The organism is Thermodesulfobacterium geofontis OPF15 (assembly GCF_000215975.1).
Taxonomy (GTDB): domain Bacteria; phylum Desulfobacterota; class Thermodesulfobacteria; order Thermodesulfobacteriales; family Thermodesulfobacteriaceae; genus Thermodesulfobacterium; species Thermodesulfobacterium geofontis.
Genome location: NC_015682.1, coordinates 711,849 through 733,194, shown reverse-complemented (window position 1 = coordinate 733,194; position 21,346 = coordinate 711,849). Strand labels below are relative to the sequence as shown.

Sequence of the window (21,346 nt, the reverse complement as noted above, 5' to 3'; positions counted from 1 at the left end):
GCTTACTCACTATAATTTTTGAGAGTTCTAAGACCTAAGCCAAATAAAATAAAACTATAAAAAATAAGCACTAAAATAGAGATTAAAGCAATATTATCAAAAACTTCTTTTCTTATAAGAATATTGGTATAAGTAAGTGGGAAAAGATAAACTATAGGTTTTAAAAAATCAGGAATACGCTCTATGGGAAAAAAGGTTCCGCAGAAAAATCCCATCGGTAAAATAAAAAAATTAGAATAGGTTGCAGTTTCTTCATGCCCTTTACTTAACATGCCTACTACAAAACCAAGGCTTGCAAACAAAAAACAGTTTAGAAAAAGAGCTACTATAAAAGGTAAGGTTAAACCAAAATTAGGACAGGTTAAAAATCCAACTGCAATAATTAAACTTGCAGCAAAAAGCCCTTTTATCATCCCTGCAAGTACTTCTCCGATAATTATAGCACTATAAGAAATAGGAGCTAAATAAAGCACTTGAAAGGTTTTAAAATAAAGGCGATTGAGATTTAAAGAATTTGCAATCCAGGTATAAGAGTTTGTCATTGAAGTCATTGCAACAAGTCCTGGAATAAGAAAACTAAGATAGCTTTTACCTCCTATCTGAACCATCCTTCCAAGACCAAGTCCAAAAACCACAAAATAAATTATAGGAAGCATCATTGCAGACAAAAGATATCCAAATTTTAAAAGCCTTCTTTTAAAAATTATAAGTTCTCTTAATAATACAGGATACCAGTCCATTATTCTATTCTTTCTCCTGTAAGCTTAATAAACACATCCTCTAAGTTAGTCTCCCTTATAACTAAAGGAAGATCATTTTTCTTAGCAAATTCATAGGCTTCTTCTTTGGTTTTAAACATCCAAAGCTTTATACTTCCTTCTTTGTCCATATAATATTCTACTGTAAAATTCCCGACAGATTTTTTAAGTTCAGAAGGGGCACCAAAGGCAATAAGCTTTCCCTTAGATAAAATCCCAACTCTATCACAAAGTGATTCTGCTTCTTCTATATAGTGAGTAGTGAGAAAAATTGTTTTTCCTTCTGCTTTTGCCTTTTTTATTATTTCCCAAAGGTGTCTTCTTATCTGAGGGTCAAGACCTATAGAAGGCTCATCTAAAAATAAAACCTTCGGGTCTGAAAGTAAAGCCCTTGCAAGAAGAAGTCTTCTTTGCATACCACCTGAAAGCTTAGAAACCAATGTATCTTTCCTTTCCCAAAGTCCCATCATCTCTAATAAGTTTTTGATCTTGACCTTTAAATCCTTTACTTTATGAAGTTTTCCATAAATAAAAAGATTTTCGTAAACCGTTAAGTCTCTATCTAAGTTGTTTTCCTGTGGAACAACCCCGATAAATTTTTTAATTTCATAAGGCTCTTTTATAACATCAAAACCGTTGATAAAACATTTTCCAGCATCAGGTTTGGTTAAAGTAGTCAAAATCTTTACTGTAGTTGTTTTCCCTGCTCCATTTGGACCAAGGAGTCCAAATATTTCGCCTTGTTTTATCTCAAAACTTATCCCATCAACCGCCTTTATCTTCCCATAATGTTTAACAAGCCCTTCAACTTTTATCATGGCTTTTTATTTTAGTAACTGCTTCCTGTCTAAATAATCTATCAATTGCAATAACCAATGGCTTTCTGGTAAAGTGATCTCTTTTCCTCGCGTTTTGGGACTATGTGGAGGATGTTTTTTCCAATTTTGAATAGTTGGAATAATTTCATCTTTTATAAATTCGGATAATTCCTTAATTTCGACCTCTTTTTTAGTTTCTTTAACAAAATTTAAAAGAGCCTCTAAAGTAGGTCTGGAAGCATATACAAGTACACATATACCTTTATAATTAACATTCTCAAAAGTTTTAATCTCAAGTCTTTGTGCAAAATAATTAACTATACTATCTCGAACCTCCTCCGAAAATTTCTTTCGAAAAGTTTCTTTACTTTGCTCAGCTCCTCCAGGTAGAGTACCAACTTCTACATGAATGATTTCTAAAATACCATCTCTAAATTTTGCATCAACTACATCAGCCTCATTTCTACCTCCTGCCTTAGGAGAACTTATAGGAATTCCAATTTCTACTAAATAACCTCTTAATTGTAACCATTCAGCTATTAATTCTTCACTCCAAGTTCTTGGAAATGGCATATTCTCACCCTCCCATAATTTATATATTCTTATAAGCCCTTGCAATAGCTAAAAGACTATCTGCTTTTAAATCTTCAATTAAATAATACCTTGCATTAAGCCATTCTGCAATCTTAAAAGCAATATCCATCCTTATAAACTTATTTTTCTTTTCTGTATCTATAACTACAAAATCGGCAGAAGAAATACCACTTAAAAGATTACAAAGACTCTGAAGTTCTTCAAAAACAGGCTTTCCAGTTAAAGAAACATTTGCTTTCCCATCAGTAATAAGAAAAACCAAGAACCTACTTATTTTGTGTGTTATTAAAGGTAATATCAGTTATTTCTTCTTTTCTTTCAAAAATAAATAAATACCTGCTAATCCGATAAGCCATCCAACAATCCCAAAGGCGATAAAAACCTTGGTATAAGTAGCAACGAGAGGCTTTTTAAACCCCTCAATGCTTAAATCTTCTTTAACCTTCACCTCAACCTCTGCTCCATGTAGTCCATGCTCTGTTTCTCCCTTAGCTATAACTTTCCAAACACCCTTTTTATCAGGCATAAAGCAAAAAATTCCGTTTCTGTCAGTTCTTGCCTTCTGAAAAGGTATCTTTTCCCCGGGTGCATAAACTTCTATTTCTGCATAATCCATTGGCTCTCCACCTGCAAAAAAGAAACTAACACAAACCCCCTGAGCCCCCTTTACCTGATAATTAACCTCATGAGCAAAAAGTGTCTTCGAAAAACATAGCCCTATTAAAAACAATAAAAAGAGACCTTTTTTCAATTTTTATCTCCTCAACAAAAATCTATCTCTGCCAGGTTAAAGAGGTTATAAGCCATAAATACTCAGCTTTTGGGTCTGAAATCTTAACTTTATAAAAACACACCAAGGCATAATATCCTTCTTTCATCTTAAGGTCTTCAACCTTTATCCTTGCCATTCCTTTGGTATCTGTTTTAGCTAACTCTTTATGATACGGATTAAAAATGATTACGCCTTCAGCTGGCTTTCCTTCATATAAAACCTTAACCGCCACCTCATCCTTTCCTTTATATGGAGTTTCCACAAAGATCGGATCAAGCGTTAGCCCTAAAGGTTTCTTTAAGAGCACTGAATCTTCAAAAATAGCCTTGGTGGATTGAAGGGCATAAAAACTTTCTATTACTTGTAATCCTTGCTTCTGAGCTTCGGTCTTATCCATCCTTTTTTTACCTTCTGGAGTAGTAACCAAATAAACACCTTCCATGGAAGCAAGAATTAAAGATGGCTTTTTCTCAGCTAAAAGAATAAGTTGGTTATCAACTACTTCTTTTTTAAGCTTTATAGATTTCCCCTTTTTATCAAAACCTTTAATCTCTTTTATATTTTTTGGGTCATAAAACTCTGGTTTACCGATATGTCCCCAAAAAACTTTAAACTTACCGTTAGTCTCTTCTATCCAAAGTATATGAGAAAAACCCGGGGTTGCAAATAAAAACATAATTAAAACTAAAAATAAAATTAATCCTGCCCTTTTCATAGCTAACCTCCTTAAATTTTTAATTTTTGATTAAACTTAAACTGATATAAAACAAAACCTGCTAAAATAGTTAAAAAACCTGCCAAAAGGGTTAAAGGTTTAGTTAAGATGGCAAAAATCATCATCCAAAGATTAGCTAAAATAAAAGCAAAGGCTGGAAAAATAAACTTCTTTTTAAGCTTCATAAAACCTAAAACCGTTAAACTTGCGCACAAAGACAAAGTAAAACCTATATAAAGAAGAAGGGCTTCAAAGGTTGAGGTTAAAACCATAAAAATGGCAATCATTGCCTGAAGAAGGATTGAAAAAATCGGCGTTTTCTTTTCTGGATGAACCCTTGAGAATACTTTAAAAAATACCCCATCCCTTGCCATGGCGTAATATACTCTTGGTCCAGCAATTATCATAGCACTTAAAACCGAAAGAAGCCCCAAAGTAATTCCCGCAGTAAAAAGAAAAGATAGCTTTCCTCCAAAAATCTTTTCTGCAGTCTTAGCTCCTATCTCTACAACCCCAGACATCTCTTCAACAGAAAGGGCTCTAACATAAAGAATATTTATCCCAACATACAAAACCACCACTAACAAAACTCCTAACAAAAGGGCTAAAGGGATGTTTCTCTGAGGATTCTTAATTTCTTCTCCTACATAAGTTGCAGCATTCCACCCACTATAAGCATACATCACATAAATAAGGGAAACAGGAAAGTTTAAACTTAAAATAGTTTCTTTTTTAGGAATTAAACTTTTCATCCCAAGGGTGTTTAAATTTTCTTTAATGCATAAAAACCCCAAAAAGATAAAAGCAAAAAGAAAAAAGATTTTAAAGAGAGTAATCCCTGCTTGAAAATTAGCACCAATCTTAATTTTTTGCGTATGAACAAAGGAAAGAAATAAAATTACTAAAATAGCTAAAAGTTTAGAAGTTACCTCAAAGGTTTGCAAATGGAAAAGTTCTAAAAAGTATTTTGAGAAAGCAATAGCAGTTGCTGCGATAGGGGCTGAAAAACCAACGATAAGCGAAATCCATCCAGCAAGAAATCCAAAAACTTCACCAAAGCTTTCTCTTAAAAAAGTATACTCTCCCCCTGCCCGAGGAAACATCTTCCCAAGTTCAGCATAACTAATAGCTCCAAAAAGAGCAATCAAACCTCCCAAAATCCATACCAAAAGAAGAGCCCCTGGGTCTTTAAGCTCCTTTATGACAAACCCAGAAGTGGTAAAGATTCCTGTTCCTATAGTGTTTCCTACAACAAGCATAACAGCAGGGAAAAGCCCGATCTCCCTTATTAACCTAAAGCTCTCTTTTTCAGAAATAGAATTATTTTTCAGCTCTGCTAACTCATTAGATTTCACCAAAGTCCCCCACATAAACTAAGTATTCAAAAGGTAGTTGGATATTTTTAATTTTTTCGTAAATGTCTTCAAAGGTTCCCGTTATAACTCTTTCCTTATCTTTATAGCCTGCATAAAGCATAAAAATTACTTTGGTCTTAGGTGAATAATATTTTTCAATCTTTTTTAAAACTTTTGTGATATCTTTTATTCTCATGGTAAAAATAACAAGGTTAGTTCCTGTTTTAGCAAGGCTTTCAAGCTCAGAAAAACCAGAAGCAAGGGTTACACTTTTTGCCCTTCCTCCGGTAATACTTCTTTTTATGGCTGCGTTTGCGGCGTTAAAACAGCTTACACCAGGTATAATTTCTGGATTAAGATCTTTAAAAGCCTCCATATACCAGATGTGAGGACCATAAATGGTTGGGTCTCCGTCTTCAAGTACAGCTACAATTTTACCTTGTTTTACCGCCTCTCTTATTATCTTGGTTATCTTTTCAAGCTCTTTCTTTTTTTCTTCTATGTTAAACTCATGAGCTTTTATCTCAGACGAAGGGGTTTCTTTGTCTTTTCGATAAAAGAGATGAAAAATTCCAAACCCTGCGTCATAAACTTCTTTTCCTTTGATCAAATCCTTTACCCTCTCACAAGTCCACTTACTGCAAAAAACGATATCAGCTTTTTTGATAACCTCATAAGCTCTTAAAGTTAGATTATCAAGGTCTCCCACACCAGTGCTAACCAGATAAAGTTTACCCTCTGCCTGGGCTATAGAAAAACTGAAAACCAAAAAACAAAGACTTAAAAGTAAAATTTTTCTGAATTTTTTCATGATCCACCTCCTATTTAAAAACTAAAAGATATTGAGCCAAATACAGTAAAGGGCACCCCTGGATAATAACTATTTGAGGTACCAAAAATATATCTTCTATCAAAAAGATTATCAATCTCAAGACTTAATCTTACGTTTTTAAGTCTAAGGCTCTTTATCTCCTCTTTGTTGTAAGAAACTAAGAAATCAAAAACTTCGTATCCTGCAACCTTTTCAGTGCGTGCAAAATCTCCATAGTAACTACCTACATACCTAAATCTGGGGGTTATTTCAAAGCCTTTATACCTTGCTATGAGCCCAGTGGTTAACATCCGTTCGGGCACACCTATTACCTGTTTTCCATCAACAGGATAAACCGTCCCACCGCTCACAATATCTCCATCATATTTCATCTTCACATAAGATGGGTTAAAGAAAAAGGCAATTTTATCCGTTAAATAAAAGGTTGAAGCAAGCTCAAACCCATAACCTTTTGCCTTACCGATGAAAGTATTAAAACTTACAGGTCTTCCAGTTTGAGGGTCGATTAAAGGTTTTGTCGGATCATCTGGGTCTTTCCATCCCGGGGTAAATGGGGTATTTAAATTCTTATGCTTCGAATAAAAAATAGTAGGATATAGCTCAAATTTTTCTGTTCTAAATCTTAATCCCAAATCCCAATTATAGGTTTCTTCGCATTTGTAATCGTTAAAAAGGTCATCTAAGGTTATACCCATCTTTTTAAACTTATTATAGAGACGGTAATAAAGATTTACTATCGGCATATACATATAAGGTGTTTGAAAGGTTTTGCCAAAGCTTGTATAGACTTCTATCTTATCGTTAAAAGCATAAGAAAGACCAAAGGAAGGAACCCAGGCAGAATAACTTCTCCCACCATAATCAAGTTTCGGTTCTCTTACTAAGTAAGGGGTTGTTCCGTTATATTGAGTAATGTACCCTTCGCTTTTACCATCTTTTTTCTTTATATATGCTATTCCTCCCTGCCAATTTAATTTACCAATATTTCCTGAGAGCTTAAAATAAGGACTTGAAGAAAAGCCATCTGAGATGCTTTTTGTAAACCTACCCCATCCAATAAAAGTCAAACTACCGTCAGGGTTTAACCAATAGTTTTTTGAAGGTCTATCATCCCATTCTTGACGTTCATAATTATAACCTAAAATACCTTTAACCAACTTAAAATCAAAAATAAGCTGAGTTAAGATTCCCTTTCTTTTAACCTCCCATCCACTCCAGGTTAATCCTGGTCTTTGCCCTCCAGGACCTGGTATCCTTGAGTTTCCACTCCAATCATCTTTCTCTTCATCTCTGTAATAGGGTTTCAATTGAAGCATAAGGCTATCTAACAACTTTACATCTATAAAACCATAATAGTCATAGTTTGTCCATCCGATTTTCTGGTACTTGTAATAATACCAGTCTTTTTGGGGATCACCTGTAAAGTCTTCATTATAGTCTAACCATCTATCCCTTTTAGCATCTTGATAAGAAAGGGAAGCATATTTGTGATGCTTAATATCGTTATAATTTGCCCAAAACTTTATGTTAATTCTATCTCCTATTGGCTGAACAAAAGTAAAGTTTACATTATTTCTCGGACCTATTTCTCCTTTTCCTCTCCATTTGTCTGCTTCAGTATAAGAATAGGAAAGAGAAAATTTTGTTCCTAAAGGGGTTATTTTCCCTGAATCTATCCTTGCATAGGTCTTAGTATAATCATTCATACCTAAGCTTTGTTTAAACTCAAACCCTAACTTATCTTTTGCCCATTTAGGTTTTAGCTCAACCGTTCCACCTCTTGTCCCAGCGCCTGTCCCAAGGTCAACAGGACTAACCCCTTTATAAACATTGATCGTCTCAAGGTTGTCTAAATCAAAAATATACTCCCTTGGACCAATAGGGTTCCCTCCATAAACAGGAACCCCCTCAACAGACATAGTACCCAAAGACCCGCTTACCCCTCTTATGATAATAGTCCTTTGGGTAGAAGATATACCTGTTGGATCAGGGCTTTCAAAAAGTACCCCAGGTAAAAAATTTAAGACAGACCATACGTTGCTACTTCCCTTCTCTCCTGAAAGTTCAATTCCCTTTTTAGTAATTCCTGTTCCTGTAAAGACAGTTTCTGCAGTTTCTTTGGTAGGAGTAATAATTTTTTCACCAGTAACCACAACCTCAGGAAGCTCCTCAGCCTTCTTAACCTTTTCCTCCTTTACCTCCTCCCCTATAACTGGAATAGGAAGTAAAAAATTTGTTATTAATCCTAAAATTATGGATTTTATCAAAAACTTTTTTCCCATAATCACCTCCTTCATAATATTTTATAAAAATTTTTATAACTGAAATTTTATTATTGTCAATATGATATTATTAATTTCAGGAAATTTTCAAAATTATTAAATTTTATAACAAAAAAATGATTTATATATCACTTTATATTTTAAAATTCAGGAACTCTCATTTTTGAATTGTTTTTAATATTTGAAAAAAATTTTGAGGGTAGTATTATTTTTATATGTTTAGGAGTTTACTTTTATTAGTTAGTTTGGTTCTTATTCTTCAGGGATGTGCTACTTTACCAAAAGAATTTAGCGAAATCCCAGTTAAAAAAGAGATTAACCTATCTCAGGTTTTAAGTTCTCCTGAAAATTATAAAGGCTCTCAAATCTTATGGGGTGGAAGAATTGTAAGCTGTTTTAATAAAGAAGACTTTACTCTCTTAGAAATAGTTCAATTTCCTTTAGATTTAGAAGGGAAACCACAAGCTGATACTTCATCTGAGGGTAGATTTTTAGTTGAAACTCCCAAATTTTTAGACTGTGCTATTTATACTCCCGGGAAACTAATTACCGTTGCTGGAGTTTTTAAAGAATTAAGAGATGGAAAAATTGGAGAAAAATCTTATAAATTCCCAGTTCTTGAAGGAAAAGCCTTTCACCTTTGGAAAGAAGAATTTAGAGTTCAAATAGAAACCTATCCACATTATTTTTGGTGGTGTCCTTATTGGTATCCATTATGGTATTATCCCTGTTTTTGCCCTTAATTTACTAAATTTTTATTTCTTCTGGTTCCTTTCTAAGTAAAACCCTATATTGCAAAACTTTCATCCAATTACCTTTCTGTTTTAAAATTTTTTTTATTTATATTATTATTAAAATTGGTCAAGTTTAATTAATACAGTAGTAGTGGAAAAAACAGTTTACCAATTGACATTTTAAAATGTAATTACAATTTTTCTTCTCCTTTTCTTGTTTTTTTAAAAAAACTATTATAAAATTTTAAGGATGTTTACTAAAAGTAAATGGGAAGAAATTGAAGAAGCAAGAAAAATTTTAAAACTTCCCAAAAAAACTACCAGAAAGGAAATTATTGAAAATTACAGAAAATTAGCAAAAGAGTATCATCCTGATCATGGAGGAAGTGAAGAATTAATAAAGAAGCTTAATTATGCCTATGAAATTCTTATGGAATATTGCGATAATTATTTAATTGATTTAGAAGCTAAAGAAATTGATTTGGATCCAAAAGATTGGTGGTTAAATAGATTTGGAGAAGATCCTATTTGGGGTAAAAAGAGGTAGACTATGTTAATAGTACAAAAATATGGTGGGACTTCAGTTGCTAATTTAGAAAGGATAAGAGCTGTAGCTGAAAGAATTATTAACTATAAAAAACAAGGACATGATCTGGTGGTAGTTGTTTCTGCAATGGCTGGAGAAACTGATAGACTTATAAATTTAGCTAAACAAATAATGGAAAATCCACCTTTAAGAGAGCTCGATCTTCTCATTTCTACTGGTGAACAGGTAAGTTCTGCTCTCCTTTCCATAATGCTTCATAGCTTCGGTTATCCTGCTGTCGCTTTATTAGGTTATCAAGTTCCTATCTATACTACTGAACTTTATACAAAAGCTAAAATTAAAGAGATAAAAACAGAAAAAATAAAAGACTACCTTTCAAAGGGATATATTGTAATTGTTGCAGGATTTCAGGGAGTTACAGAAACAGGTGATATTACTACCTTAGGTAGAGGGGGTTCTGATACTACTGCAGTTGCACTTGCTGCAGCTTTAGGAGCTGATCTTTGCGAAATTTATACAGATGTAGAAGGTGTTTTTACTGCTGATCCCAGAATTGTAAGTAATGCTAAAAAATTAAAGAAAATTTCTTATGAAGAAATGTTAGAAATGGCAAGTAGTGGTGCTAAAGTTTTAGAAATGAGATCTGTCGAACTTGCTATGATTTACAAGGTGCCACTTGTTGTAAGATCAAGTTTTACTGATGCAGAAGGGACTTTAATAATTGAGGAGGATGAAGAAATGGAAAAAGTAGTTGTTTCAGGAATTACTTATAGTAGAAATGAGGCACGAATAAGTATTTATGGGGTCCCAGATAGACCTGGAGTTGCTGCTAAAATTTTTAGACCTATTGCAGAAAAAGGAATTATCGTAGATATGATTATACAAACTTCTCATCCAGATGGAAAAGCTGATATTACTTTTACTGTTCCAAGAACAGATTATAAGCAAGCTTTGGAAATTATTGAAAAGGTTGCTAAGGAACTAAATGCTGAAAGGGTTGAAGGAGATGATAAAATAGCAAAAGTTTCTATAGTTGGTGCAGGAATGAGAACTCATTATGGAGTTGCAACTAAGATGTTTGAAACCCTTGCAAAACATGGTATAAATATTATGATGATCTCTACTTCTGAGATAAAAATTTCTTGTGTAATAGATGAAAAATATACTGAATTAGCTGTAAGAGCTTTACATGAAGCTTTTAATTTAGGAGAGGAACTTTTTGTTAAGGAGGAAAAAATCGGATAATGGCTAAAAGAAAAGTAGAAATTTACGATACTACTTTAAGAGATGGAGCACAAGCAGAAGAAGTTAATTTTTCCTTAGAAGATAAAATAAGAATTGCTTTAAAATTAGATGAATTTAAGATAGATTATATTGAAGGGGGGTGGCCTGGTTCAAACCCAAAGGATTTACAATTTTTTAAAGAAATTAGAAATTATAATTTAAAGCATGCAAAAATTGTTGCTTTTGGAAGCACCCATCATCCTAAAAAAAATCCAGAAACAGACGAAAATTTAAAACAACTTCTACTTGCTAAAACACCTGTAGTTACTATCTTTGGGAAATCTTGGACTGTTCATGTAAAAGATGCTCTAAAAGTTGATTTAGAAACCAATTTAGAAATTATTTCAAATTCAATAAGGTTTTTAAAAGCAAATGTTAAAAAGGTTTTTTATGATGCAGAACACTTTTTTGATGGATTTAAAGAAGATCCAGATTATGCTATAGAAACCATAAAAAGAGCAAAATCTGCTGGTGCAGACTGTATTATCCTTTGTGACACTAATGGAGGAACTCTTCCTTTTGAGATGGTAGAAATTATAAAAGAAGTTAAGAGGAGATTAGGAAGGGGTTTTAATTTTGGAATCCATGCTCATAATGATTCAGAATGTGCAGTAGTAAATAGTTTAGAAGCTGTTAGATTAGGTGCTGTCCAGGTTCAGGGAACCATAAATGGTATTGGTGAAAGATGTGGAAATGCGAATCTTTGTTCTATTATTCCGAATCTTGTTTTAAAAATGGGATATCATTGTAGTTGTGCAGAAAATTTACATAAATTAACTGAGGTTTCTAAATATGTTTTTGAGATAGCAAATCTTCCTCATCCTTCACGTCTTCCTTTTGTAGGAAGATCAGCTTTTGCTCATAAAGGTGGAGTCCATGTATCTGCAGTTCTTAAATCACCAAGAACTTACGAACATATAGATCCTTTAGCAGTAGGCAATGTAAGAAGAGTTTTAGTTTCAGAACTTTCAGGGAAAAGCAATATCATTTATAAAGCAAGAGAATTTGGGATTGATCTTAAAATGGACAGTCCTCTTTTAAACAAAATAGTTGAAGAGATCAAAAACTTAGAGGCTGAAGGATATGAATTTGAAGCTGCTGAGGCATCCTTAGAACTTCTCATTTATAGATTGATGGGAGAACCAAAACAATATTTTGAACTTTTAAGCTATAAAGTTTTTGATTTAAAAATAGATCAACACTTTCCAAAAGCAGAGGCAACAGTTTTAGTAAGAGTTCCTCCAGGAGTAGGAGAAGTTGAACATACTGCTGCTTTAGGAAACGGACCTGTTAATGCCCTTGATAATGCTTTGAGAAAAGCTTTAGAAAGATTTTATCCTCAAATAAAAGAAATGGAATTAGAAGATTATAAAGTAAGAGTTTTACCTGGTCTTCCAGGAACTGCTTCTAAAGTAAGGGTTCTTATTATCTCCAGAAGTAAAGACAAAAAATGGGGAACAGTAGGTGTATCTACAGATATTCTTGAAGCAAGCTGTCAAGCTTTAATAGATTCTTATACTTATAAACTTTTTCTTGACAAAAAGGGAAACTAAATCCTTATGCCTATTAGATTTTCTTTTGTAGGTAAGGGAGGTACTGGAAAAACTACTTTATCTGCAATTTTAATTGATTTCTTAATTCATAAAAATAAGGTTCCAATACTTGCTGTAGATGCAGATCCTAATTTCAATCTTAATGAGCTTTTAGGTATAGAGGTAGAAACTACTCTTAGTGAAGTAAGAGAAAGCCTGTTAAAGAGTGAAGTGCCAGATTTTATGTCTCGTTATGATTATACAGAAATGAAAATTCATCAAATTCTTGTAGAAAATAAATATTTTGATCTTTTAGTGATAGGTTATCCAGAAACTTCGGGATGTTATTGTCCTGTGCATAGTTTTCTTTCAACTGCTTTAGAAAAACTTATGCGTGCCTATTCTTATATAGTAATAGATAATGAAGCTGGAATGGAACATATTTCAAGGCTTAATCTTACAGAAATGGAACATCTTATAATAGTTTCAGATGCAAGTATAAGAGGTATCTTTACAGCTGGAAGAATTGTAGATTTAACTAAAAATTTAAAAATTAAAGCAGAAAATATATGGTTAGTAGTAAACTTATGCCCAGAAGACCAAAAAGATGAACTTGAAAAACATGTTAAAGAAATAATAGAAAAAAAAGAAATAAAATTTTTAGGCTTTCTTCCTCAAGATGCTACTCTTTTAGAATATGAGTTAAAGAGAGTACCTGTTTTTGAATGGAAAAGCAAGTTAAAATCTTCTGCTTACGAACTTTTTGAAAAACTTTTTGATTAGAAATGGAGAATTTTAAAACCTTAAGAATTTATAATTCCCTAACTAAAAAAATAGAAGATTTTATTCCTTTAAATCCTCCTAAGGTTACTATGTATGTTTGTGGAATTACTGCTTATGATTCTTCTCATCTTGGGCATGCGAGATCAGCTGTAATATTTGACGTATTTTATAGATTGCTTAAGTATCTTGGATATGAAGTAATATATGTAAGAAATATAACTGATATTGATGACAAAATCATAAATCGTTCAAATAAAGAAGGTATACCTTGGAAAGAATTAACTCAAAAGTATATAGAGGAATATGAAAAGGTTACCCAAGCTTTAGGACTTTTAAAACCTACTTACGAGCCCAGAGCCTCAGAACATATACCAGAGATTATAAGTTTAATAGAAAAACTTATTGAAAAAGGGCTTGCTTATCAAAGTAATGGAGATGTATATTTTGAGGTAACTAAATTCCCTTCTTATGGAAAACTTTCTGGAAGAAAAATTGAGGAATTAATTGCAGGGGTAAGAATTGAAGTTTCTGAAAAGAAAAAAAATCCTTTGGACTTTGCTTTATGGAAATCAGCAAAACCTGGAGAACCCTTTTGGGAAAGCCCTTGGGGGAAAGGTCGTCCTGGCTGGCATATAGAATGTTCAGCAATGGCTCTTAAATATTTAGGAGAAACCATAGACATTCATGGAGGTGGACTTGATCTCATCTTTCCTCATCATGAAAATGAAATCGCACAAAGTGAAGGAGCAACTGAAAAACAATTTGCAAGATACTTTATTCATCACGGTCTTATTACTGTTAAAGGCGAAAAAATGTCTAAAAGCCTCGGAAATTATGTAACTATGGAATATCTTTTAAAAACTTTTCATCCAGAAGTAATAAAAGCTTTTCTTCTTTCAACTCATTATAGAAGTCCCTTAGATTATAGAGAAGAAAATATAAAAAACATGGAAAAAGCAATTTATCGCTTCTATGAAACTTTATATTGGCTTAAAAAAGCTCAACCTTTAAAAGAAGGACTTCTTTCTGAAAAAGCAAGAAAATTAGAAAAAGGATTAAAGGATTTTGAAAACAATTTTATTTCTGCACTTCTTGATGATTTTAATACCGCCTTAGCTTTGGGACATTTATTTAGTTTTGAAAATGAAATTTATAATTTTATAACCAAAACTCCTAATTTAACCACAGAAGAGGTTCTCCTATTAGAAAAAATAGAAAAAAAGATAAGAGATCTTTCTGGAAAAATATTAGGAATTGGAGAAAGAGAACCTGATGAATTTTGGAATACAGAAAGAAAAAGAAAACTTAAAATTATTAAAAAGGACTTAAAGGAAATAGAAGACCTTGTGAAAAAAAGAGAATCTGCAAGAAAAGAAAAAAATTTTATTTTAGCTGATAAAATTAGAGACGAATTAAAAAATTTAGGTATAATTTTAAAAGATACAAGAACAGAAACTTTTTGGTATGTAGAATAACATGATATGGTTTGATTATTTTGCCTTAGGATTTTTAGCTTATTTTGTTATAAGAGGGTTTTTATCTGGCTTTGTAAGAGTTATCTTTTCTTTTATAGGAATGATAGTCGCTTTTTTTTATTCTGGATGGCTTTCCCTAAAAATTAGTCCTTATGTAGGAGCTCTCACCACTTCCCATCCAAAAGTGTTACCTGTATTAAGCTTTATTGTAGCCTTTTTATTAATTTACTTTAGTTTTGTAATATTAGGATTTATTATTCTTAGTATTTTAGGAAAATTAAATTTAACTGCTGCAGATTACATTTTAGGTGCTATCTTAGGATTTATAAAGGGTATGCTTTTTATAACTATTTTTTATATGATTTTAGTTATACCTTCTCCTTCTACTCAAAAAGTTTTAAATAAAGCCTTAGTTTATCCTTTAATCAAATATAATCTAAAATTTTCCTCTAAATTTTTACCTGAAAGCTGGAAGGTTTTTCTTAAAGAAAGAAATATAGAAATAATTTAAATCTTATTAAAGAGTGCCTTTTGTAGAAAGTATATCTACTTCTATAGGTTTAATGGCTTTTTTAAGTGCATAGGCTAAAGCCTTAAAAATACTTTCTGCAATGTGATGAGTATTTTTTCCATAAAAATTTCTTACATGTAAGGTAAATTTTCCATTGATAGCTAAAGCCCTTAAAAATTCCTCAAGAAGTTCTGTATCAAAATTTCCTATTTTCTCAGTAGGAAAATTAACTTCATAATAAAAATAAGGTCTTTTGGCAAGATCTATTACTACTTGACTTAAAGCTTCTTCCATTGGGATAGTTGCTTCTCCATAGCGAGCAATCCCTTTTCTATCAGAAAGGGCTTCATCTAAAGCTTCTCCTAAAGTAATTCCTATATCTTCAACAGTATGATGCAAATCTATTTTCAAATCACCCTTTGCTTTTATTTGAAGTTTAATACCAGAATGAAAAGAAAAAAGCTCAAGCATATGATCTAAAAACCCTATTCCTGTATCTATAATGCTTTTTTCTAAATTTTTCCCACTTAAGTCTAATTTTATATTAATTTCTGTCTCCAAAGTGCTTCTTTTTCTGCTTACTAAATCCATTTAAGCTCTCCTACAATTTATTTAAATTTAAAAAAGTATAAATTTTTTTTCTAAAAAATAAAGCCTTTATTTATAAATCTACCTTAAATTTGGGATAACTATCTATAATCTTAATTTTTGGATATTCTATTTTTTTTAAAATTAGTCCTTGAGGCGGAGCAGGAGGTGGAGCAAGGCTTCTATCCTTTGCTTCTAAAATTTTTTGAAAATCTTCTATCGTAAGATTTCCTTTACCTACCTCAACCAAAGCACCAACTAAATTTCTTACCATATATCTCATAAATCCTCTACCAATTATTTCAAAAGCTATCATATGTTTTTTTCCAGGAACCCTTTTAAATTTGGCATCATATATAGTTCTGACTGTAGTTTTTATATCAGTTCCTGATTTTCTAAAACTTGCAAAATCTTTTTCCCCTATTATTAAAGGTAAACAAGCTTTCATTGCAGATAAATTGAGTTTCTCAGGGACCCACCAAGAATAAAGTCTTACTAAAGGATTTCTTATAGGATAATTGTAAATATAATAAACATAAGTTTTTTTAAGTGCTTCTCTTTGTGAATGAAACTTAAGATCCACTTCTTCCAACTTCCAAACCACTATATCCTTAGGCAACATAGCATTAACAGCTCTAAAAATAATTTCAAGGGGTCTATCTGAGGTAGTTAAAAAATGTGCTACTTGATAAAGTGCATGTACCCCTGTATCTGTTCGCCCTGCAGATTTAAGTTTTACTTTGTGTCCTAAAATTTTGGAAAGGGCTTCCTGGATTATTCCTTGGATAGTAGGCCCTTTTGGCTGAACTTGCCAACCTAAGTAATTTGTTCCGTCATAAGCTATAAATATCCGAATATTTCTAATATTAATTTCAGACATAGTTTTTATTTTAAAAGCTTTTTACACAAATAAAGGTGTTTTAGGAAGACCTGTATCTTCAGGAAATCCAAACATAAGATTAAAATTTTGAATTGCCTGTCCACTTGCTCCTTTTATAAGATTATCTATCACTGAAACAATTATCCCCCATTCTCTTTTTTTATCCTCAAAAATACCTATTTTACAAAGATTGGTACCTTTTACTTCTGCAATTCTTGGAATCTCTCCTAAAGGAACTACCTCAATAAAGGGGCTTTCTTTGTAAAATTCTTTTAAAAACTTATGAATCTCTTCTATTTTAGTTTTAAATTTTACATAAATAGTAGAAAAAATGCCTCTATTTAGAGGTAAAAGATGGGGAGTAAATACACTTTTAATTTTTTTACCGGCAAATAAACTGAGTTTCTCTTCTATTTCTGGAGTGTGTCTATGGGCAGCAATTTTATAAGCTTTAAAATCCTCATTAACTTCACAAAAACTATAATAATTTTCTGATTTTCTTCCTGCTCCTGAGGTTCCACTTTTAGAATCAATAATGATAGGCTCTTTTTCTATAAGCTCATTTTTTATCAAAGGAATTAAAGGTAACAAAACTGAGGTTGGATAGCATCCCGGGTTAGCAACAAGGTCAGCCTTTTTTATTTCTTCTCTAAAAATTTCAGTTAATCCATATACTGCTTCTTCACAAAGCTCAGGATAAGCATGTTTTAGATTATAAGTAGTTTCATAGACTTGAACATTTTTAAATCTAAAGTCTGCTGAAAAGTCTATAACTTTTATTCCTTTTTTAAGAAAAGCATAAGCAAATTGCTGTGCTTCTCCAGAGGGAACACATAAAAATGCTAATTCTACTTCATTTGTAATTTTTTCAATAACTGGCTCTTTAAATATTAAATTAGCGTACTTCCCACTCCAGTTAAAAACTTCTTTTAAACTTTTGCCAGCTTTGTCTCTTGAAGTAATTAGTGAAATATTAAGATAAGGATGGTTTTCAGCAAGTCTAATTAATTCTAAACCTGTATATCCAGTTGCTCCTATGATAGCTACTTTGACCACAAAAATTTAACGTTTAGAGTATTGTTGTCCTCTTCTTGCTCCTCTAAGTCCGTATTTCTTTCTCTCTTTTTCTCGAGGATCACGAGTAAGAAATCCAGCTTTTTTGAGGATAGGTTTTAAATCTGGCATATAAGAAACTAAAGCTCTGGCTATCCCATGTCTTATAGCTTCAGCCTGGGCTGATTTTCCTCCACCTTCAACTGTGCATTTTACATTAAATTTCCCAAGAAGATTACAAATTCTGAAGGGAGCTAAAATAATATCTTCAGCTACAATATGATCATAAAAATATTCTTTATATGGTTTATCATTTACAATTACCTCTCCATTTCCAGGGAATATCCAAACTCTTGCCACTGCTGTTTTCCTTTTCCCAGTAGCATAAATTCTTTCCATTTTATTTCCCACCTCCTAAATTTCTAAAGGTTTAGGATTTTGGGCTGTATGGGGATGACTTTCTCCTGCATATATTTTAAGCTTTTTTAAAAGCTTTTTTCTCATCCTATTTCTTGGAAGCATTCTTTTTACTGCTAAATAAATTAACTGCTCTGGTTTCCTTTCTAAAAGTTTACGAGCAGTTTCCAATTTAAGACCTCCCATATATCCAGAATGGCGCCAATAAACTTTTTGATCAAGCTTTTTTCCTGTAAGTTTTATTTTCTCAGCATTAATTACTACTATAAAGTCAGCTTGGTCTACATGAGGAGTATAATCTGGGCGGTGTTTTCCTTGCAATATATAAGCTAATTTTGAAGCAAGTCTTCCTAATATTTTATCTTTGGCATCAACTATATACCATTCTCTTTTAATTTCCTCTTTTTTTACCCAAGGGGTTTGGGTAGTAAAAATTGAGGACATAACTTTCCCTCCCATTTTTAATAAAGCACCTTAACTTTATGACAAATTTTTAATTTGTCAAGTTTCTAAAAATTTAAATATTCCTATTCACCTTTTATTTCTCTTTGTTCAATAATTACATTAGGAGCTTGTGATTTTAATTCATTTACAATTAAGGTTACTGCTTGAGCTATAAGGTCTCTAGTTGCCTCTTCTAAGGGTGTATTTTTAACTGCTTCAAACCAACCACCACCTACTGTACTTCCAAAAAGACCCCCTGCTGCAACTCCGAATTTCCATCTTTCTGACTTCCCCTCTACTGTTTTAGCAGAAAGTATCTCAGCATCTTTAACTCTAACTATTCTCATATCAAGAGCTATATGAGCTTTTGCTTTTCCAAGTTTTAACCCTCCTCCAAATTTCCAAGGAAGAGGAATAATTAATCCTCCACCACTTGCTCCTGAAGCATTTAACTCCAAAGCAGTTACTGCGCCTGTTATAATAAAATCTGCAGCCTTTAAAGTTTGTTTGGGAGTAACTCCCATTAGTTCAAGTTCTTGTTTTACTTCCTCTAAAACCTCTCTCTCAACTACTTTAAAACACCCTGTATTTGCAAGAGCAGTAACTAACATATCAGCAAGACCATCTCCCAAAGCTTGAGGAGTTGTTTCAATTACAAAATCTCTCCCGAAAACAATTTTTCCTCCTTGGCAAGCTGCAGCTTTACATTTAAAACTTTTAGCAGCTATAATTCCTATTAGCTTATTACAATGAGGAAGAATTAAGGTTCTTTCTTTTACCTCTGTAACATATTCTTCTGCTAAGGCATTATAAAAAAACATTATCACAAATAGAATAACAACCGTAAGTAATTTAAAAATTTTCACTCTTTATACCTCCTTTTGTAAATTTTTAATGGGGCAGGTTTTCTATTCTAACTTCAGGCTCTTCAATTTTTGCAGTCTCAATAGGTTGTAATACAAAAAGAAGTTGTCCTTCTTCTACCCTCTGATTGAGCTTAACACAGATTTCTACTATTTGAGCATCAAAGGGTGCAATGATGGGATTTTCCATTTTCATAGATTCTAAATTTGCAATTTCTTCACCTTTATGCACAATATCTCCTGGCTTAAGAGCTCCTCTTTTTGGATTCCCTATTCTCCATACAGTTCCACTAATAGGAGCTCCTATTTCATTTGGTTTAACTGCTTTTCTAATTTCTTCTTTTTTGGCTTTTGGTGTTTTCACCTCAAAAACTCTTGTTTTATTATTTACCTTTAAAACTACATGAATAACCCCATCGTTTTCTGCACCTATAGAAACAAGTTCAATGCAGTAAGGTTTTCCTTCATATTCAAATTCTACTTTATCTCCTGGTTTTTTGAGTCCTTCTCTCCAAACCTTAGTAGGTAAAACTAACGGTGCATCTCCATATTTTTCTCTAAATTTAATAAAATCAATAGCATCTTTGGGATGCATTAAATAAAGGATAAATTCTTCCTCTGTAGCTGGTCTTCCAAGCTCAGTTTCAAGTTGTTTTCTTAAAATATCTAAATTTTCGTCTGGAATTGCCTCTAAGGGCGATGTTTCTTTTCTTTCTTTAATTTTTTCTTGCCATTCATCTCCGAAGGTGCTTTTATAAACCCATTCATCAGGCCAGCCTACAGGAAGTCTACCATAGTGTCCAAGAATTAAATTTTTAAAATCACCAGGAGCATTTCTAAATAATTGCAATAACTCTTCTTGTTCTTCTGGTTCCATAGCAGAAAAATCTTGGTTTTTTTCCTCTACAAATTTCTCAAGAAGTCTTATTACATGTTTTACCCCTTCTTCTCCAGCTTCCTTAGCGTATCTATTTACTATACCACAACAGGTTACCCAAGTAATTTGTGAACCTGGAGTTACATCAAAATATTTTACAATTTGATTATAGAGAGACATTACTCTTAAAATATAAGGCATATAATGTAAAAATCCTCCTTTTTCAGCTTGTTCAAATGAACTTGGGAAAGCCCCTCCAGGCATTTTATGTTTAGTTACCATGTGATCAAATCCTTTAAAAGGTGATTCTGCCCATTCATAATCTCTTATCCACTCCCTTACTTTTTCTACAGCCTTTTCTGCTATTTTTCTATTTAAATTGACCGGAATTCCGTGCTCTCTTAACAAAGCTTCTACTCCTAAAATTGGCGGATGACCATAAAATCTTACTAAGGTATCTTCCTCTACATCAAGGATTTTTGCTCCTGCTTTAGCTGCTGCAAGTAAAACTGGCATTGCAAGTCCATCTGTAATGTGTCTATGATAATTAATCACTAAATCTGGATACTTTTGTTTTATAGCATCTATCAATTCTGTTATAGAAGTAACTGTACCAACACCTGCCATATCTTTAATACATAAGATTATTTCATCTGTACCTCCGCAAAGAGCAACAATTTCATCTACCACTTTCATATAATATTTAGTATCAAACCATGGAGCAACAGTATAAGAAATTGCTGGTTCAAAAAGTTTACCCCTTTTCATAACCACTTCTGCAACTGTTCTCATATTTCTGACATCATTGAGAAAAGAAAAACATCTCCACACATCAATATCTACCCTTTCAACTACATATTCAATTATATTTTTAGGATAAGGACGATATCCCCACATATTAGTTTCACGAATAAGTGTTTGAAGTAAAACATTAGGCATAAGCTTTCTCAAAATTTCTATTTCTTCAAAGGGACTCTCTCTCCTATTCATTATTCCAACATGCCATCTTGCTCCACCATGACATTCTGCTGCAAAAAGCCCCATTTCATTATAATAAGGAGCTAAAGTTTTAAGATCATACATTCTTAAACGATTTTTATAATCCGATTGCCCTGCATCTCTCATACCTACAGAAACAAAACATACTCCTGGAAGTTCCCTTACTTTTTTAACTATTTCCTTTGGGCTCATTCCTGGTTTTACAAATATATAACTCATGCCCCACCTCCTTC

Annotated in this window: 23 protein-coding genes; 7 read left to right on the top strand and 16 right to left on the bottom strand. The window is 32.5% G+C overall.

Translation table 11 applies throughout. The annotated features are described in order from the left end of the window. Window positions 1-2: 2 nt before the first annotated feature. The 9 genes from TOPB45_RS03815 to TOPB45_RS03775 form a co-directional block, all read right to left on the bottom strand. Window positions 3-740 (bottom strand): ABC transporter permease, encoded by a 738-nt coding sequence (locus TOPB45_RS03815; RefSeq protein WP_013909536.1) that lies wholly within the window; start codon window positions 738-740, stop codon window positions 3-5. Then, window positions 740-1,576 (bottom strand): ABC transporter ATP-binding protein, encoded by an 837-nt coding sequence (locus TOPB45_RS03810; RefSeq protein ID WP_013909535.1) that lies wholly within the window; start codon window positions 1,574-1,576, stop codon window positions 740-742. Before TOPB45_RS03810 ends, TOPB45_RS03815 begins: the two co-directional genes overlap by 1 nt. Before the next feature lie 6 nt (window positions 1,577-1,582). Next, window positions 1,583-2,149, bottom strand: coding sequence for a hypothetical protein (locus tag TOPB45_RS03805; protein ID WP_013909534.1), 567 nt, complete (start codon window positions 2,147-2,149; stop codon window positions 1,583-1,585). A 19-nt stretch (window positions 2,150-2,168) separates the two neighbouring features. Continuing rightward, entirely contained in the window at window positions 2,169-2,432 is a 264-nt protein-coding gene (locus tag TOPB45_RS03800; RefSeq protein WP_041430330.1) for a vWA domain-containing protein, read from the bottom strand. Window positions 2,433-2,471: 39 nt separating this feature from the next. Then, window positions 2,472-2,786: a hypothetical protein gene (locus TOPB45_RS03795; protein WP_144011483.1), complete on the bottom strand. Its 315-nt coding sequence runs from the start codon at window positions 2,784-2,786 to the stop codon at window positions 2,472-2,474. A gap of 157 nt (window positions 2,787-2,943) precedes the next feature. Next, on the bottom strand, window positions 2,944-3,657 hold the full coding sequence (locus TOPB45_RS03790; protein WP_013909532.1) for a DUF4198 domain-containing protein: 714 nt from the start codon (window positions 3,655-3,657) through the stop codon (window positions 2,944-2,946). An 11-nt stretch (window positions 3,658-3,668) separates the two neighbouring features. Beyond that, a complete protein-coding gene (locus tag TOPB45_RS03785) occupies window positions 3,669-5,012 on the bottom strand; it encodes an amino acid permease (RefSeq protein WP_049774813.1) in 1,344 nt (447 codons plus the stop codon). Further along, complete coding sequence (locus tag TOPB45_RS03780; RefSeq protein WP_013909530.1) at window positions 5,002-5,823, bottom strand: SAM-dependent methyltransferase; 822 nt, start codon at window positions 5,821-5,823, stop codon at window positions 5,002-5,004. The genes TOPB45_RS03785 and TOPB45_RS03780 overlap by 11 nt, the downstream gene beginning before the upstream one ends. A gap of 14 nt (window positions 5,824-5,837) precedes the next feature. After that, complete coding sequence (locus tag TOPB45_RS03775) at window positions 5,838-8,126, bottom strand: TonB-dependent receptor (protein ID WP_013909529.1); 2,289 nt, start codon at window positions 8,124-8,126, stop codon at window positions 5,838-5,840. Window positions 8,127-8,341: 215 nt separating this feature from the next. Here TOPB45_RS03775 and TOPB45_RS03770 point away from each other — a divergent pair, with 215 nt between their 5' ends. From TOPB45_RS03770 to TOPB45_RS03740, 7 genes are all read left to right on the top strand, one after another. After that, window positions 8,342-8,869, top strand: a complete 528-nt coding sequence (locus TOPB45_RS03770; protein ID WP_013909528.1) for a Slp family lipoprotein — start codon at window positions 8,342-8,344, stop codon at window positions 8,867-8,869. Between the two features lie 241 nt (window positions 8,870-9,110). Beyond that, complete coding sequence (locus TOPB45_RS03765) at window positions 9,111-9,407, top strand: J domain-containing protein (RefSeq protein WP_013909527.1); 297 nt, start codon at window positions 9,111-9,113, stop codon at window positions 9,405-9,407. 3 nt (window positions 9,408-9,410) lie between these two features. After that, a complete protein-coding gene (locus TOPB45_RS03760; protein WP_013909526.1) occupies window positions 9,411-10,652 on the top strand; it encodes an aspartate kinase in 1,242 nt (413 codons plus the stop codon). Further along, on the top strand, window positions 10,652-12,244 hold the full coding sequence (gene cimA, locus TOPB45_RS03755) for a citramalate synthase (RefSeq protein WP_013909525.1): 1,593 nt from the start codon (window positions 10,652-10,654) through the stop codon (window positions 12,242-12,244). Before TOPB45_RS03760 ends, cimA begins: the two co-directional genes overlap by 1 nt. Window positions 12,245-12,250: 6 nt before the next feature. After that, window positions 12,251-13,006 (top strand): ATP-binding protein, encoded by a 756-nt coding sequence (locus TOPB45_RS03750; protein WP_013909524.1) that lies wholly within the window; start codon window positions 12,251-12,253, stop codon window positions 13,004-13,006. A gap of 2 nt (window positions 13,007-13,008) precedes the next feature. Beyond that, window positions 13,009-14,481, top strand: coding sequence for a cysteine--tRNA ligase (gene cysS, locus TOPB45_RS03745; RefSeq protein WP_013909523.1), 1,473 nt, complete (start codon window positions 13,009-13,011; stop codon window positions 14,479-14,481). A 1-nt stretch (window position 14,482) separates the two neighbouring features. Further along, complete coding sequence (locus TOPB45_RS03740; RefSeq protein ID WP_013909522.1) at window positions 14,483-14,992, top strand: CvpA family protein; 510 nt, start codon at window positions 14,483-14,485, stop codon at window positions 14,990-14,992. A gap of 6 nt (window positions 14,993-14,998) precedes the next feature. Here the strand turns inward: TOPB45_RS03740 and hisB are convergent, their stop codons facing one another. The 7 genes from hisB to TOPB45_RS03705 all read right to left on the bottom strand — a co-directional run bounded on the left by hisB (window position 14,999) and on the right by TOPB45_RS03705 (window position 21,332). Continuing rightward, window positions 14,999-15,583, bottom strand: a complete 585-nt coding sequence (gene hisB / locus TOPB45_RS03735) for an imidazoleglycerol-phosphate dehydratase HisB (protein WP_013909521.1) — start codon at window positions 15,581-15,583, stop codon at window positions 14,999-15,001. Window positions 15,584-15,653: 70 nt separating this feature from the next. Then, the gene (truA, locus tag TOPB45_RS03730) at window positions 15,654-16,460 is read right to left on the bottom strand and encodes a tRNA pseudouridine(38-40) synthase TruA (protein ID WP_013909520.1); all 807 of its coding nucleotides are present in this window, start codon (window positions 16,458-16,460) and stop codon (window positions 15,654-15,656) included. A gap of 21 nt (window positions 16,461-16,481) precedes the next feature. Further along, window positions 16,482-17,516: an N-acetyl-gamma-glutamyl-phosphate reductase gene (gene argC / locus TOPB45_RS03725; RefSeq protein WP_013909519.1), complete on the bottom strand. Its 1,035-nt coding sequence runs from the start codon at window positions 17,514-17,516 to the stop codon at window positions 16,482-16,484. Between the two features lie 6 nt (window positions 17,517-17,522). Then, entirely contained in the window at window positions 17,523-17,912 is a 390-nt protein-coding gene (rpsI, locus tag TOPB45_RS03720; protein WP_013909518.1) for a 30S ribosomal protein S9, read from the bottom strand. A gap of 15 nt (window positions 17,913-17,927) precedes the next feature. Then, window positions 17,928-18,374 (bottom strand): 50S ribosomal protein L13, encoded by a 447-nt coding sequence (gene rplM, locus TOPB45_RS03715; RefSeq protein ID WP_013909517.1) that lies wholly within the window; start codon window positions 18,372-18,374, stop codon window positions 17,928-17,930. Window positions 18,375-18,457: 83 nt separating this feature from the next. Beyond that, window positions 18,458-19,240: a CsgG/HfaB family protein gene (locus tag TOPB45_RS08550; RefSeq protein ID WP_013909516.1), complete on the bottom strand. Its 783-nt coding sequence runs from the start codon at window positions 19,238-19,240 to the stop codon at window positions 18,458-18,460. Window positions 19,241-19,265: 25 nt separating this feature from the next. Next, the gene (locus TOPB45_RS03705; protein WP_013909515.1) at window positions 19,266-21,332 is read right to left on the bottom strand and encodes a biotin/lipoyl-containing protein; all 2,067 of its coding nucleotides are present in this window, start codon (window positions 21,330-21,332) and stop codon (window positions 19,266-19,268) included. Window positions 21,333-21,346 lie beyond the last annotated feature (14 nt).